Raw genomic sequence first — 15,031 nt, 5'->3', positions numbered from 1 at the left:
AAAACCAAACCTAGGAAATCCAGGCTTGGTTTTAACTCCTAATAAAACAAAAATAGTTAATGAATTTTAGGCTTATCTGACAAAGCCTGGTGCTAAACCTCCATCTACATTCAATACGTTTCCAGTACTTTTATTCAGATCTCCTCCTACAAATGTAAATACGCCATTTGCAATGTCTTCTGGTAAAATGATTTCATTAAGCAATGTTCTGCTGGCGTAGAATTTTGGTAAATCTTCTACAGGTACCCCATAAGCTTTTGCTCTTCCTGCTGCCCAGGCACCTGCCCAAATCTTACTATCGGCAATTACCGCATCAGGGTTAAGCACATTTACTCTAATTTTATCTTTTCCTAATTCTGCAGCCAGTAATCTACTCATATGAAGCTGAGCTGCTTTTGCAGAACCATATCCGGAATTATTTGGACCAGAAACTAGTGCATTTTTACTTACGATATTTACAATATCCCCACCGATTCCTTGCTTTTGCATAATTTCCACACCTTTTTGAGAAACTAAGAACTGTCCTTTTACAAGGATATCATATAAGGCATCCCATTCCTTTTCAGTGTGATCGGTCAGTGTTCTGGAAATGGAAATTCCAGCACAGTTTACGATCAGATCAACACCTCCAAATTTTAGACAAGTTTCTTTATAAGCTTCCTCAATTGTAGCTGCGCTGGTTACATCAACGATTGCAGAGGTATAGGCATCCGAACCATAAGTTTCCTCAAACTCAGCCTTAGCCTCTTCCAGTCTTTCAGGATCATTGTCATTAATTACAACACAGGCACCTTCAGCAATGAATTTTTTGGCAATTGCTTTTCCTATTCCTCCTGCACTTCCGGTAATTAAGGCAATTCTTCTGGAAAGTGGTTTTTCTTTCGGCATTCTTTGCAGCTTGGCTTCTTCCAATAGCCAGTACTCAATGTTAAATGCTTCCTGTAATGGGAGGGAAGTATATTCAGAAATTGCTTCTGAACCTTTCATCACATTAATGGCATTGATATAAAATTCGCTTGAAACTCTGGCAGTTTGTTTATTTTTAGCGAAAGTAAACATTCCAACTCCCGGCCATAAAATAACAACTGGATTCCTATCTCTTATGGCAGGACTATCAGGATGCTTGTGATTTTCGTAATATTCAGTGTAATAAGCCCTGTACTCCTCAAATGCAGAAACCATTTTTGCTTTCAATCCTTCTGCATCAGAAAGGTCTTCATTAGCAGGGATTTCCAGAACCAAAGGTTTAATTTTAGTTCTTAAGAAATGATCAGGACAACTGGTTCCCATTGCCGCAAGCCTGTCTACATCATTACTGTTTGCGAACTCAAGTACCCTTTCATCATCAGTAAAATGGCCTATCATTTTGGCCTCACTAGAGCACAATCCTCTCAACACAGGAGCAATTTTAGCTGCCTGGTTTTTTCTTTCCTCAGCTGGAAGCGATTCCACTTTTGCTCCACCGAAAATAGGGCCTTTTTTGCCATAATTTTCTTCCAGATATTTGGCACAGGTATCAATGGCAGTCAAACTGTTGACATAGGATTCATAAGCTGTATCTCCCCATGTGAACAAACCGTGGCTTCCTAACATGATACCGGTAATTCCAGGATTTTCTTCCTGACATTTGGATAGTTGTAATCCAAGATCAAAACCTGGTCTTTGCCATGGTAACCAGGCTACTTTCCCTCCAAAAATTTCTTTTGTGATTTGCTCTCCATCTTTTGCTGCTGCAATGGCAATTGCGGCATCAGGGTGAAGGTGATCAATATGGTTAAAGGGCAGGAATGCGTGTAAAGAGGTGTCAATTGATGGCGCTTTTGAAGCCAGGTCGAAAATACAATAGTTGTACTTTTCCACCATTTCATCTTCAAATTCCAACCCTCTGTAAATATCTTTTAAGCTGTTAAGCCTGTCCATGTAAAGGGCAGCTAATCCGCTTTTTTTCAAAGTTCCAATATCTCCACCAGAACCTTTTACCCACATGACTTTGGTATCTTTTCCGGTTAATGGGTCTTTTTCAATGGTTTTGCAACTTGTGTTTCCCCCACCATAGTTAGTGATTCTAAGGTCGGCTCCTAAAATGTTCGATCGGTAAAGTAATAAAGCAACCTCATCCCCTTCAAGTTCAGCGGCTTTTTTTTCATCCCATAAATACTTTACATGTTTAAAGCTATTGACGTCTACTTGCATAATAACATTTAATTTGAATTAAGTCTCTGGACTTTATAAATAGTAAATTATATTTTTTTCAATTTGGTAGTGGTAATAATGAGTAATGCGTCCTTACTACATTGAAATTGAATTATATAGCGAATTAAATGTTTTATTCAGTCAATACTAACCTGTACTTACATGAGCAGGATAGTTAGGGTGGGTTAAATTTTGGTTAATAAAAAGAAAACTTCCTAAGGCACATTGATAAATTTATGGGTTTGAATGGAAATTTGCCATTTAGGATTTGCCTTAACATATTCCACAATTTGAGGCATCATTTTATCCTGTTTTCCCCATTCCGTTTGCAAATAGAGCTTACAATCAGGATTCATCTTTTCGGCAAAACTTTCTGCCCAGGCAAAGTCACTTTTGTTAAAAATGATCACTTTCAGTTCATGAGCAGCCTCATAAAATTCTGTTAAAGGAGCTTTAAATTTTTTTGGAGAAAAAGTAATCCAGTCCAATTTTCCTGATAAGGGATAAGCTCCCGAAGTTTCAATATTGATTTGAAAACCTTCATTTTTTAGGGCAGAGGTCAATTCATCTAAGTTATACATTAAAGGCTCTCCTCCCGTCAGTACAATTTTTCTGGCTGGATACTCTAATGCTTCCTTTACGATGGTTGAAACATCCATTTTAGGATGAGCATCAGCATCCCAGGAATCCTTCACGTCACACCACACACAACCCACATCACAACCGCCCAACCGAATGAAATAGGCGGGATGACCTGTGAAAAAACCTTCTCCCTGAATAGTATAAAAGGCCTCCATTACAGGAAGCCTTTCTGTTTTTATTAATTCCTTTTCCATAAATTTTTGGATGGAAAAATTAAAATATTTTTAATTAATTCCCTGTCTTCTTTTCGCTGAAAGTAAAGTGTTTTTCAATAATGAAACTACTGTCATTGGGCCAACACCCCCTGGAACAGGAGTGATAAAACTTGCCTTTTCTGCAACTTCATCAAATTTTACATCACCTTTTAGGGCATAGCCTCTTTTCTTAGAAGCATCCGGAACTCTGGTAATTCCTACATCGATCACTACCACACCATCCTTCACCATATCTGCCGTTACAAACTCTGCTCTTCCAAGTGCTACAATCAGGATATCAGCCCGAAGGGTTTCTGCTTTAATATCTTTTGTTCTGGAGTGTGTAAGGGTTACCGTACAGTTTCCGATTTTAGTTTTTCTTGCCATCAGAATGCTCATTGGTGTTCCTACAATATGACTTCTTCCTACTACCACACAATGTTTGCCTGATGTTTCAATTCCATACCTCTCCAATAACTGGATAATGCCAAAAGGAGTAGCGGGAAGAAAAGTAGGTAAATCCAATACCATTTTCCCCAAATTAGTCGGATGAAAACCATCCACATCCTTATTTGGATCAATGGCTTCTGTCACCTTCAATTCTGAAATATGTTTGGGCAAAGGAAGCTGTACGATGAATCCATCTACATCATCATCATTATTGAGCTGCTCAACAGTTTCCAGTAATTTTTCTTCAGAAATATCTGCATCAAATTTTAACAATGTTGATTTAAAACCCACTTCTTCACAGGAACGCACTTTACTTCCTACATAGGTTTTACTTGCGCCATCTTCTCCTACTAATACTGCCACAAGATGTGGGGCTTTCCCGCCTTTATCTACAATTTCTTTTACCTCTTTGGCAATTTCAATTTTTACTTCGCCTGATGTTTTTTTGCCGTCTATTAATTGCATTATATTTTTTTAACTTAGTCGTAATTGTTGAGTATAATTTTGATTACAAAGTTATCCTTTTTCTTGAAAGCTTCGCCACATATTGGGAATGAGTTTTTATAAGGAGGGATTTTTTCTTTAAAATAGAATATATTAAAAGTAGGAAAGCTGATTATTCCTCAAAGTAAATTCGCTTGACTCTTTCATTTACATTGGTCAGAATTTCGTAAGGAATTGTTCCAATATTTTGAGCCAGTTTCCAAATAGGCAAATCCTGTCCAAAAATAATTACCTCATCACCTTCTTTGGCATTAATTCCCGTAATCTCCACCATGGTCATGTCCATGCACACATTTCCAATTACCTTGGCGATTTTCCCATTAATTAAAACTTTCCCAATTCCTTTACTAAACCTTCTGTCATATCCATCAGCATAGCCAATGGCAATTGTAGCTATTTTAATATCTTTTTCTGCTTTACCATGTCTGCCATATCCAATTGTTTCTCCTTTCTTAATTTTTTTTATTTGGGAAATTGTAGTTTTTAAAGTGCCGGTATTTTTAAGATTTTCCTGAAGTTTTTGGTTTACTTCTACTCCATACAGCCCTATGCCCAGCCTTACCATATCCATTTGATAATCAGGGAATTTAATGATCCCTGCAGAGTTAAGCGCATATTTAATACAAGAAATGTGAAGTGATTTTTCAATTTTTGTTGCGATGGTTTTAAAGGAATTCAATTGTTTAAGAGAAAATTCATTGTGCTTGTCTTCATCCGCACCGGCAAGGTGAGTTAAAATTCCCCTGACTTTTATTTTTGAATTGTTTTTTAGCGTTTGAATTACTTTTTCAATCTCATCTGATTCAAAACCCAGGCGGTGCATTCCAGTATCAATTTTTAAATGAATTCCTACCGGATTGTCCGGCTCTTCAGAGGAATTAAGAAATTGAATGAATTGATTAAGGAGGTTTAAGTTATAAATCTCAGGTTCTAAATTGTATTTGATAATTTGATAAAATGATTCCTGAGCCGGGTTCATCACCATAATTGGAATTCTGATTCCATTTTCCCTAAGCCTAACCCCTTCATCCACATAAGCCACTCCCAGGTAATCTACTTTTTGATATTGCAATAATCTGGGAATTTCAAATTCTCCACTTCCATAGGCCAATGCCTTTACCATCACCATTATTTTGGTTTCCGGTTTTAAAAGACTTCTGTAAAAATTAAGGTTATGCACAATGGCTTCCAGGTTTATTTCTAATCTGGTGCCGTGCAGTTTTAAAGACAGTTGCTGAACAATTTTTTCAAATGCAAACACTCTGGCCCCCTTTACCAAAATACTTTCATTTTCAAATTTTAATGTGGGAAAGGCTTTTATAAAGGTCTCAATATGTTGAAAGAAGTTGGTTTCAAAATGTTCAAATTCATTTTTAATGGATGAAATTTCTTTCCCAATTCCCAGAATTCTTTTGATCTTTTTATTTGACAGTAATGTCAGTAAATCCTGGTAATTCACTTTACTGGAATCTCCAAAATCTGATAAAATAACCGTGCGTTTTCTTTTATCATCCTGTTGATCCATAAAATTTAAAGCCACTTCCAGCCCAGCTAAATCATTGTTATAGGTATCATCAATGACCAGACAATTGTTAATTCCCCTTTTCAATTCCAGGCGCATGGGAACATTTGCAAGCGAATTAATTTTGTCCTGAATAATTTCACTGGAATATCCCTTATAACTAAGCATTACAATACAATGAACCAGATTTTCAATTGAGGCTTTATCTGAAAAAGGGAGATCAAATTGATAATCTTTTCCTTGTTTTTGAAGTGTTAATTGAGAATGATCGGCTGCTTTGAGTTGAAAGTTAAAATAACCTTTATTTTGAAATGACCAGGGATATTTTTCGCCAGATAATTTTGCCATGGACTGATCGATTTGTGGATCGTCACAGCAATAAATGAGTGTTTGGCAATTGGCAAAAAGCTTTATTTTTTCATCAATCTTTTCTTGTTTGTTTTTAAACCCGGCATCATGCGCAGTGCCAATATTGGTGAGCAATCCGATAGTGGGCTGAATGATTTTTTCCAGGTTTTCCATTTCTCCAGTTTGGGAAATTCCCGCTTCAAATATACCGAGATTATGAAATGAAGTCATTTCCCAAACTGAAAGTGGTACACCAACCTGCGAGTTGTAGCTTTTTGGACTTTTTACAGTTCTAAACTCTGTCTCAAAAAACTGAAAGAGCCATTCTTTTACGATGGTTTTTCCATTACTTCCGGTAATTCCAATTACAGGTATCCGAAATTTATTACGGTGGAAAGCTACTAATTGTTGAAGGGTAAGCACCGTATTATCGGACCGGAAAAATTTTGCATCCGGTAAATTATCTTCCCATGTTTTTTCTAACTCTGAAACCACAAATGACCTTACCCCTTTTTTGTAAAGTTCATGAATATAAAGATGGCCATTATGCCTGGGCCCTTTTATGGCAAAAAAGATAGAATCTTTTCCTGATATCAATTTTCTGCTATCGATTAATAAATACCTTTTCTTCCAAAAATCTGAATTGAAATCGGGAGTTTTTGTCATTAAAAAAATGAATTTGGTTAGGGAAAAGCGATATTTCTTACAAAGAAAGTATTAATGGCTGAAAGAAACCTATAATTTTGAGTTTTAAGTAGGTGAGCAGATTTAAATATATTTAATTAGTACCAGGTTTGAAGTACAGGTACTTATCACACAGCAATCATTTTACTTTAAATTTTTTTAGACTTTCATGGAAATCGCACAACTATATCAATATTTCAAAAATACTACTGGAATTTCAACCGATACCCGAAAAATAGAGGCAGGTTGTATGTTCCTGGCTTTAAAAGGTCCAAATTTTAACGGTAATCAATATGCTGATGAGTCCCTGGAGAAAGGAGCAAAATATGCAGTAGTGGATGAAAAGGAATATGCTAAATCCGAAAATCATATTCTTGTAGAAAATGGATTGGAGGCTTTGCAAAAACTGGCCAATTATCACAGAAAAAATCTTGGAATTCCTGTTTTGGCCATCACAGGTTCTAATGGGAAAACCACTACAAAGGAGCTTGTCCAAGCTGTAATGAGTAAGAAGTTTAAGACTTTGGCCACTCCAGGGAATTTCAATAATCATATTGGGGTGCCACTTACTTTGCTTTCTATTTCGCCTGATATTGAATTTGCCATTATTGAAATGGGGGATAACCACATGGGAGAAATTCAGGTGCTATGCGAAATTGCCGAACCCGATTTTGGAGTGATTACAAACATTGGGAAAGACCATATTGAAGGCTTTGGAAGCTTTGAAAATAACATCAGGGCTAAAAGCGAGCTTTTTGATTATTTGCTGAAAAATAATGGAAAAGCCATCATCAACTCGAAGGATTATATATTGAAAAATATGGCAAAACGCTTTGATGAACCAGTAATGTATGGTGAAAAAGGTGATTTTACCTTTGCAGAATATTTAGGTGCCGATCCATTTATTAAATATAAAGACTGGGAAGGTAAAACAGCTGAAACCCAACTCGTTGGGGAATATAATTTTGAAAATATAATGGTGGCTTTGTGTATTGGCAAATTGTTTGAAATCCCGATTGGAGATATAAATCATGCCATAGTAAATTATGCGCCAAAGAATAACCGCTCTCAGGTAGTCGAAAAAGGCTCTAATACACTGCTTTTAGATGCCTACAATGCAAATCCATCTTCAGTAGAATTGGCCTTGAAAAGCTTTTCAGAGATGAAAACTGACAAAAATAAAGTAGTAATTTTAGGAGATATGTTAGAATTAGGGCCAATTAGTGACAATGAACATCAGGAAATAGTGAAACAGGCGATTGCGTGTAAATTTCCTAAAATGCTTTTTTGTGGGGAAATGTATCATAAATTTCAGCAGTCTGAAGGACTGTTTTTTAAAGAAAAAACGGATTTGGAAAACTTTCTGAAAGAGAAGCCAATGGCAAACTCTTTTATCCTGTTAAAAGGATCAAGAGGACTGAAATTGGAAACTTTACGGGAATTCTTGTGAAAAACCTAAACTTTATTACACAGGCAGGCTTCTGGTGTTTTTTGAGTTGAAGACTAAGGTGAAAATTGCTTACGTTTACTGGTAAACTAACAATTATATACTTTCACATCAACTAAGGGACATACATATGAAGAAGCTTTATACAGAATCAAGAAATCACAAAGGAAAAGTTCATTTCAGGTTGAGTTATGATGATGACAGAAGATTGTTTTATGCGACCTGGATGGGGTATCAGCAAATGGATGATATTAAGAGAGGGGCAACAAAAATTATCAACTTTCTAAAACAGAACCCTGGAAAATATATCAGTTTCATTAATGATTTGACCGACATGAAAAAAATGTGGGCTAATGCAAATGACAGACTTGGAGGGTTTTTCGTCCCTAAAATAGCTGAACTTGGGGTGAAATATCAGGCTGAAATCAAAACAGATGAACAATTACTGGCTTCTTCAAATAATCATTTCCCCTTAATTAATGCTGGAAATACTGAAGTAAACATATTTAAAGATGAAGAAGATGCTTTAATTTGGTTACTTTCTAAGAATGAGTTGGTTGTGGTTTAATATCGATCAGGATTCTTGAAAATTTTGCTTTATATCTAAAGGTTTTACATACATGTTTATATTTGTGCCGCAATTTATTGCGGCATTTTTTTTTGCTTTGTATTTAAATCATAATCTTTAAAATTACCACAAAATGGGTATAAGGTCATTTTTAAGTAAGCCTTTCGCAAAAATTGTTTATACACAGCAAAAAAGCTGGAGTCTAAACCCTGTTGGCACTCAAAATAAAGTTTTTAATTACCTTATTAAAGGGGCGAAACATACTGTTTTTGGTAAAGACCATGGCTTTTCAGATATCAAAAATTATGAGGATTTCAAGAAAAGGGTACCCATTAGAGATTATGAAGAATTAAAGCCTTATATCAATAAAATTATTTCCGGGGAAAGTGATGTACTTTGGAAAGGAAAACCTGCCTATTTTGCTAAAACTTCTGGTACTACTTCTGGTACAAAATATATTCCCTTAACCAAAGCCTCTATCCCCAACCATATCAATTCAGCCAGAAATGCTTTATTATCTTATATTCATGAGACAGGTAAAGCAGATTTTTTAGATAAGAAACTGATATTTCTTTCTGGGAGTCCTGTGCTTGGAAAAACTGGGGATATCCTTACAGGAAGACTTTCTGGTATGGTAAATCATCATGTTCCTGGTTATTTGAGAACCAACCAGTTACCAAGTTACGATACCAATTGTATGGAAGATTGGGAAGATAAACTGGAGAAAATAATAGATGAAACAATAGACCAGCCAATGTCTCTGATTTCTGGAATTCCCCCCTGGGTCCAGATGTATTTCGATAGGGTACAAGCCAGAACCGGCAAACCCATTAAAGATGTTTGGCCTGAATTTTCTTTATTTGTTTATGGAGGGGTAAACTTTGAACCTTATCGGGGAAAATTATTTCAATCCATTGGAAAACAAATTGATTCTATAGAAACCTACCCCGCTTCAGAAGGTTTTATTGCCTATCAGGATTCCCAGTCGGAAGAAGGCCTTTTGATTTTATTGAACAGTGGTATTTTCTTCGAGTTTATCCCTGCAGATGAATATTTTAATGAAAATCCTACCCGACTTTCTATTGGAGAAGTAGAATTGAATAAAAATTACGCATTAATTATTAATTCCAATGCAGGGCTTTGGGGTTATTCCATTGGAGATACCGTAAAGTTTGTGTCCAAAGATCCCTACAGGTTATTAGTGACCGGAAGAATTAAGCATTTTATTTCTGCTTTTGGAGAACATGTGATTGGGGAAGAGGTGGAAAAAGCCATGGATCATGCCTTAAAACTTCATCCTGAAGTAAAAATAACAGAGTTTTCTGTTGCTCCACAAGTAACCCCACAGGATGGGCTACCTTATCATGAATGGCTAATTGCCTTCGAACATTTACCGGAAAACCCTGAAAAATTTGCCTTGGATATCGATCAGAAACTATGTGAATTAAATACCTATTATGATGATTTGATCTCCGGAAGCATCCTTCGTACTCTTGTGATTTCTAAATTGCAACAAGACGCCTTCCAAAATTATATGAAATCCATTGGGAAACTAGGTGGGCAAAATAAGGTTCCCCGTTTGGCCAATGACAGGAAAATTGCAGACGAAATAATTCAGTGGAAAATATAAGGGAATAGATTTTTTCCAACTTGAATTTTATAGGACTGGAGGTGCTCAAATTCATTCCGGGTAAATGATATTTTGCCTTATCTGGTGGTAACGATTAACCAATTTAAATTACCATCGATTGTTATATTTGACATTTGTATAATTAAATTTTTATACATTTAAGAAAGTGTGTATATAATGCATTTAAAATATTTCAAAAGTCGGTAAATTTATTTCTCAATAAACAAAATCACCATACGGATCGAGGATGAAATTCCGAAAACTAAGCGTACTAAGCAATCTTCAAAAACATTAAAAATATGAATATGAACACTAAAAAAATACCAGTTATCTCCGCAAAACTGGCATTGCCATTTACCCTCATAACATTCTGTTTTGCTTTATGGGGATTTGCAAATGATATTACCAACCCCCTGGTAAAGGCTTTTGGAACAATTTTCAACCAAAGTGCATTTATTAGCTCTTTTGTTCAGTTTACCTTTTATGGAGGATATTGTTTTATGGCTATTCCTGCTGCTATTTATATAAAAAAGTATTCTTATAAATCTGGAATTTTAGTTGGTTTGGCTTTATATGCTTTAGGTGGCATTTTATTTATTCCAGCCAGTCTGGTAGGCCTTTTCTGGCCATTTTGTGCTGCATTTTTTATCATGACTTGTGGACTTAGCTTTCTGGAAACCAGTGCCAATCCATTCATACTGGCCATGGGTGATGAAGCCACAGCCACTCAAAGATTAAATCTGGCGCAATCCTTTAATCCGATGGGAACCATCATAGGTATTTTGGTGGCAAAAGAATTTATATTGGGACGATTGGATAAAATGAGCTCTGCCGACAGGTCTCTTTTAGGACCTGAAGAGTTTAATGCGATAAAAATGTCTGATTTGGCAATCGTAAGAACTCCCTATGTAGCCATAAGTATTGTATTAATAATTGTTTTAATTCTGATCTTAATTACTAAAATGCCTAAGGGAGAAGATAAAAGCCATAAACTGGATATAAAAGGCTCTTTCTCCAGATTAATTCAAAATATAAGATACAGGGAAGGTGTGTTGGCACAGGCATTTTACGTGGGAGCTCAAATTACAGTATGGACTTTTACCATTCATTATGGAACTCAGGTATTAATGGACGAAGGAATGATTGAGGCTGAAGCGGCAACTGAGGCGGTGATGTTTAACTTTTATGCTTCATTGTTGTTTGGGATAAGCAGATTCATTTGTACTTTCCTTTTAAAATATTTAAAACCAGGCACATTGTTAATGTATCTGGCTATTGGAGCAGTATTGCTAATTTTCCCAGTCATGTTTATGGGCGGAAGGTTTGGGTTATATTCTTTAGTTGGAATTTCAGGTTGTATGTCGCTCATGTTCCCCACAATTTATGGAATTGCCCTTACCGGAGTGGGGGAGGATGCAAAACTTGGTGCCGCAGGACTGGTAATGGCTATCGCAGGAGGATCAATCCTTCCTCCATTGCAAGGATTGCTTGTGGACAACTGGACCCTGAATTTTTCATTCCTTCTTCCATTAATTTGTTTCCTTTTTGTTGCATTGTACGGATATCGGGTTCATTTTAAATATGGTGAAGGAATCTCCAGCTAAAGCCTGGAAGTAGTGGTTAAAAGTTGCTTAACATTCTGATCACCACTTGTTTAACTAATTAATTTACCCTTATTCCAAACCTTTTTATTGATGCTTATAAAAAATTTATTTCTTCTACTAATAGGTGTTTTTATCCTTTCATCCTGCCAACAGGAAGAAAGACCAGTTGAAAAGAAAAAACCAAATATTATATTTCTTTTTGCTGACGACCAAAGTTTTAAAACTATTCAGGCATTGGGTAATTCAGAAATTAAAACCCCAACCCTGGATAAACTGGTGGAATCTGGTGTGACTTTTTCAAATACCTACAACATGGGTGGCTGGAACGGTGCAATTTGCATAGCCTCCAGAACAATGATGAATACCGGAAGATTCCTGTGGAGAGCCAAAAAATGGGAAGATCAGTCAATTAAGGAAAACCTTTCAAATCAGACCTGGGGAAAATTAATGGAATCTGCGGGTTACCAAACCTATATGAGTGGGAAATGGCATTTGAAAATTAAGCCGGACAGTTGTTTCCAAACGGTTTCGCATGTGCGGCCTGGTATGCCTAAAGACACTAAAGAAGGATATAATAGACCATTGAGTGAAAGTGATACCACATGGCAGCCATGGGATAAAAAATTTGGTGGTTTCTGGGAAGGAGGCAAACACTGGAGTGAAGTGTTGAAAGAAGATGCAGTAGGGTTTATTGAAAATGCATCTAAAAAGGAGGACCCATTTTTTATGTATCTGGCATTCAACGCCCCACATGATCCCAGACAGTCTCCCAAAAAATATGTAGATATGTACCCGGTAGAAAATATTTCTGTTCCGGCAAGTTTCCAACCGCTTTATCCAAATAAAGAGGAAATTGGTTGTGGGGAAAGCTTAAGGGATGAAAGGTTGGCGCCATTTCCCCGAACCGAATACTCCGTGAAAGTAAACAGACAGGAGTATTTTGCCATTATTTCACATATGGATGATCAGATCAAACAAATTCTGGATGCACTTGAAAAAAGTGGGGAAAAGGATAATACTTATATTTTCTTTTCTGCCGACCATGGCCTGGCATGTGGAGAACATGGTTTAATTGGTAAGCAAAATATGTATGACCATAGTGTAAGAGTGCCTTTAATGGTTATTGGTCCGGATATTCCAAAAAATAAAAAAGTGGAACACAATATTTATGTGCAGGATATTATGGCTACAAGCCTGGAATTGGCAGGAATTGATAAACCAGCATATGTAGAATTTAAAAGTTTTGCTGATTTGGCTAAAGGTAATACCCAACAAGGTAATTATGAGGAAATTTTTGGTTGCTACACTACTGTGCAAAGAATGATCAGAAAAGATGGATACAAATTAATTGTTTATCCTGAGGCTAAGAAAATGTTGCTTTTTGATTTGAAAAATGATCCTGAAGAACTAAAAAATATCAGTGAGGAAGAGGAGGAAAAGGTTAAATCCCTTTTTCAGGATTTATTGAAATTGCAGGAAAAAATGGATGATGAATTGGATCTGAAGTCCGTTTTTCCCGAAATGCTTTCTTAGGAATTAATTTATTGTACTGAATACCCTAAAGCCTGACAACTGTCAGGCTTTTTTGCTGATATTTATTTTGAATTTTTACGGTATAAATTCTTTGATTAAATTTAGTTTGTTAATTCAATTAAGTAGCCAGCCATTTGCATGAATAATACTACAGAAAATAAAAAACATGGAAATAATTCATTTCTTGCAAAATACCAGGATTACCTTGGAGAGTTTGTGTATGGAGGAATAGATGGGAGTGTAACCACTTTTGCCGTTGTGGCCGGTGCTGCCGGTGCCGGTCTGGATGCTTCTGTGGTGATCATTCTGGGGTTCGCTAATCTTATAGCCGATGGTTTTTCCATGTCAGTAGGAAGTTATTTATCCAATAAATCGGAAAAAGAAAATTATGCAAAACATGAAAAAATAGAATATTGGGAAGTAGAACATATTCCCGAGGAAGAGGAAATGGAAATCAGAGAAATTTACCAGAAAAAAGGATTTAAAGGGGAATTGTTGGAACAGGTAGTCACTGTAATCACGAAAGATAAAAAACGCTGGGTGGATGAAATGATGAAGGATGAATTGGAAATGATGCCCAGTAATAAATCTCCCTTAAGTATGGGAGCGGTTACTTTTTTGGCTTTCATTGTAGTGGGCTTTATTCCACTGTTTGTTTATGTGTTGGCATATTTGGCCTATTTTCCTGAAGACAAATTATTTCTTACCTCAAGTATACTGACACTTCTTGCCTTTGGAATTATTGGTTTTTTAAAGGCTTATATTACCCAAACCAATAAATGGAAAGGCATTTTTGAAACTTTATTCCTCGGAGCCTCTGCCGCAATTTTAGCTTATTTGGTTGGAGATTTTTTAGAAAAATGGATTGCTTAATTTAAAAGCTCTTCCTTTTAATTCAAATTCGTATACGTAAATCCTTGTTTAATCCATCTAAACACTGAAGGTGATTTTTATCATAACGGCTACATGATATTAGTCCTGTTTTAATATTTTCAAGGGCTTTTCTTCGAATAAAACAACCAATAAACACAAAAAATGAAAACCAGGAAAAGCCACTTATTTGGCATAAGAGAAGAAATCTCTATATGGCCAGTCCTACTTTGCTTGTTATTCTTTTTGAATTCCAGTACTGTACCGACTCGAGATAACCCTTTATCAGAAAATGAAAAGTTGGGGTTGGTACTCACTATGGAAGAATTAAAACTATCACAAGATGTAAATGAATTTCTCCGCAATAAGTGGGGGTTAGATGTATTTGTTTCCAATCAGCAAAACGCTTTTTTGGATTTGCAAAAAATGAAGCGCTTTTTGAAAAGTCAGGGTAGAAACAATCCTGTGGAATTCTTACCTGAAGGTAAATTTAATCTTCCGGAACACCAGGATATTTACAATACTTATGTGGTAAGAGGGAAAGCATCCATTAATGGAGGTTTGTATGTAGCTATTTTGCTTCAGGAAGCCAATTGCCTTAAATTGTTGGATAGAGTAGACCAAACTACCAATCCTGATTTGCTGGATACCTACCGGGATTTGTTATTATCATATGGAAACTCCTTAAGGACTATGCATAATGGAATGGCTGAAATGGGTATGATTTATTCGCCACAATTTTTGAACGGGCAAACTTATGAAACCATTATCAACAAAAAGGAATTCTATTTTGAAAACGAAATAATGTGAAAAAAGCCGTGGAGGATAATTATCCTCCACGG

11 protein-coding genes are annotated in these 15,031 nt (G+C 36.1%); 7 read left to right on the top strand and 4 right to left on the bottom strand.

Annotated features, from left to right (window positions below):
- Positions 1–72: 72 nt before the first annotated feature.
- The 4 genes from A3EM_RS0123665 to A3EM_RS0123650 form a co-directional block, all read right to left on the bottom strand.
- Positions 73–2,193 carry a bifunctional rhamnulose-1-phosphate aldolase/short-chain dehydrogenase gene (locus tag A3EM_RS0123665; protein ID WP_020530738.1) on the bottom strand — a complete coding sequence of 707 codons (2,121 nt, stop codon included), beginning with the start codon at positions 2,191–2,193 and terminating at the stop codon, positions 73–75.
- A gap of 215 nt (positions 2,194–2,408) precedes the next feature.
- On the bottom strand, positions 2,409–3,029 hold the full coding sequence (locus A3EM_RS0123660) for a 7-carboxy-7-deazaguanine synthase QueE (RefSeq protein ID WP_020530737.1): 621 nt from the start codon (positions 3,027–3,029) through the stop codon (positions 2,409–2,411).
- A 30-nt stretch (positions 3,030–3,059) separates the two neighbouring features.
- Positions 3,060–3,944 (bottom strand): bifunctional 5,10-methylenetetrahydrofolate dehydrogenase/5,10-methenyltetrahydrofolate cyclohydrolase, encoded by an 885-nt coding sequence (locus tag A3EM_RS0123655; protein WP_020530736.1) that lies wholly within the window; start codon positions 3,942–3,944, stop codon positions 3,060–3,062.
- Between the two features lie 151 nt (positions 3,945–4,095).
- Entirely contained in the window at positions 4,096–6,519 is a 2,424-nt protein-coding gene (locus A3EM_RS0123650; RefSeq protein WP_020530735.1) for a bifunctional UDP-N-acetylmuramoyl-tripeptide:D-alanyl-D-alanine ligase/alanine racemase, read from the bottom strand.
- Positions 6,520–6,706: 187 nt separating this feature from the next.
- On the opposite strand from A3EM_RS0123650, the gene A3EM_RS0123645 reads away from it, so the two are divergent.
- The 7 genes from A3EM_RS0123645 (at position 6,707) to A3EM_RS0123615 (ending at position 14,999) form a co-directional block, all read left to right on the top strand.
- Complete coding sequence (locus tag A3EM_RS0123645; protein ID WP_020530734.1) at positions 6,707–7,987, top strand: UDP-N-acetylmuramoyl-tripeptide--D-alanyl-D-alanine ligase; 1,281 nt, start codon at positions 6,707–6,709, stop codon at positions 7,985–7,987.
- 127 nt (positions 7,988–8,114) lie between these two features.
- Complete coding sequence (locus A3EM_RS0123640; RefSeq protein WP_020530733.1) at positions 8,115–8,552, top strand: hypothetical protein; 438 nt, start codon at positions 8,115–8,117, stop codon at positions 8,550–8,552.
- 133 nt (positions 8,553–8,685) lie between these two features.
- The gene (locus A3EM_RS0123635; protein WP_020530732.1) at positions 8,686–10,182 is read left to right on the top strand and encodes a GH3 auxin-responsive promoter family protein; all 1,497 of its coding nucleotides are present in this window, start codon (positions 8,686–8,688) and stop codon (positions 10,180–10,182) included.
- Between the two features lie 305 nt (positions 10,183–10,487).
- Complete coding sequence (gene fucP / locus A3EM_RS0123630; RefSeq protein WP_245576541.1) at positions 10,488–11,786, top strand: L-fucose:H+ symporter permease; 1,299 nt, start codon at positions 10,488–10,490, stop codon at positions 11,784–11,786.
- A gap of 90 nt (positions 11,787–11,876) precedes the next feature.
- On the top strand, positions 11,877–13,319 hold the full coding sequence (locus tag A3EM_RS0123625) for a sulfatase family protein (RefSeq protein WP_020530730.1): 1,443 nt from the start codon (positions 11,877–11,879) through the stop codon (positions 13,317–13,319).
- A 138-nt stretch (positions 13,320–13,457) separates the two neighbouring features.
- Positions 13,458–14,192 (top strand): VIT1/CCC1 transporter family protein, encoded by a 735-nt coding sequence (locus A3EM_RS0123620; protein WP_020530729.1) that lies wholly within the window; start codon positions 13,458–13,460, stop codon positions 14,190–14,192.
- 162 nt (positions 14,193–14,354) lie between these two features.
- Entirely contained in the window at positions 14,355–14,999 is a 645-nt protein-coding gene (locus A3EM_RS0123615; protein ID WP_020530728.1) for a DUF2202 domain-containing protein, read from the top strand.
- Positions 15,000–15,031 lie beyond the last annotated feature (32 nt).

The sequence above is a fragment of the Flexithrix dorotheae DSM 6795 genome (genome assembly GCF_000379765.1).
Classification (GTDB): Bacteria; Bacteroidota; Bacteroidia; order Cytophagales; family Flammeovirgaceae; genus Flexithrix; species Flexithrix dorotheae.
This window is presented reverse-complemented; position numbering and strand designations above follow the sequence as displayed.

Excerpts from the sequence above, each read along its gene's own strand:
- fucP (WP_245576541.1), top strand. The coding sequence starts at position 10,488 with ATGAACACTAAAAAAATACCAGTTATCTCCGCAAAACTGGCATTGCCA.
- A3EM_RS0123620 (WP_020530729.1), top strand. The coding sequence starts at position 13,458 with ATGAATAATACTACAGAAAATAAAAAACATGGAAATAATTCATTTCTT.
- A3EM_RS0123655 (WP_020530736.1), bottom strand. The coding sequence starts at position 3,944 with ATGCAATTAATAGACGGCAAAAAAACATCAGGCGAAGTAAAAATTGAA.
- A3EM_RS0123640 (WP_020530733.1), top strand. The coding sequence starts at position 8,115 with ATGAAGAAGCTTTATACAGAATCAAGAAATCACAAAGGAAAAGTTCAT.
- A3EM_RS0123645 (WP_020530734.1), top strand. The coding sequence starts at position 6,707 with ATGGAAATCGCACAACTATATCAATATTTCAAAAATACTACTGGAATT.
- A3EM_RS0123635 (WP_020530732.1), top strand. The coding sequence starts at position 8,686 with ATGGGTATAAGGTCATTTTTAAGTAAGCCTTTCGCAAAAATTGTTTAT.
- A3EM_RS0123625 (WP_020530730.1), top strand. The coding sequence starts at position 11,877 with ATGCTTATAAAAAATTTATTTCTTCTACTAATAGGTGTTTTTATCCTT.
- A3EM_RS0123660 (WP_020530737.1), bottom strand. The coding sequence starts at position 3,029 with ATGGAAAAGGAATTAATAAAAACAGAAAGGCTTCCTGTAATGGAGGCC.
- A3EM_RS0123650 (WP_020530735.1), bottom strand. The coding sequence starts at position 6,519 with ATGACAAAAACTCCCGATTTCAATTCAGATTTTTGGAAGAAAAGGTAT.
- A3EM_RS0123665 (WP_020530738.1), bottom strand. The coding sequence starts at position 2,193 with ATGCAAGTAGACGTCAATAGCTTTAAACATGTAAAGTATTTATGGGAT.
- A3EM_RS0123615 (WP_020530728.1), top strand. The coding sequence starts at position 14,355 with ATGAAAACCAGGAAAAGCCACTTATTTGGCATAAGAGAAGAAATCTCT.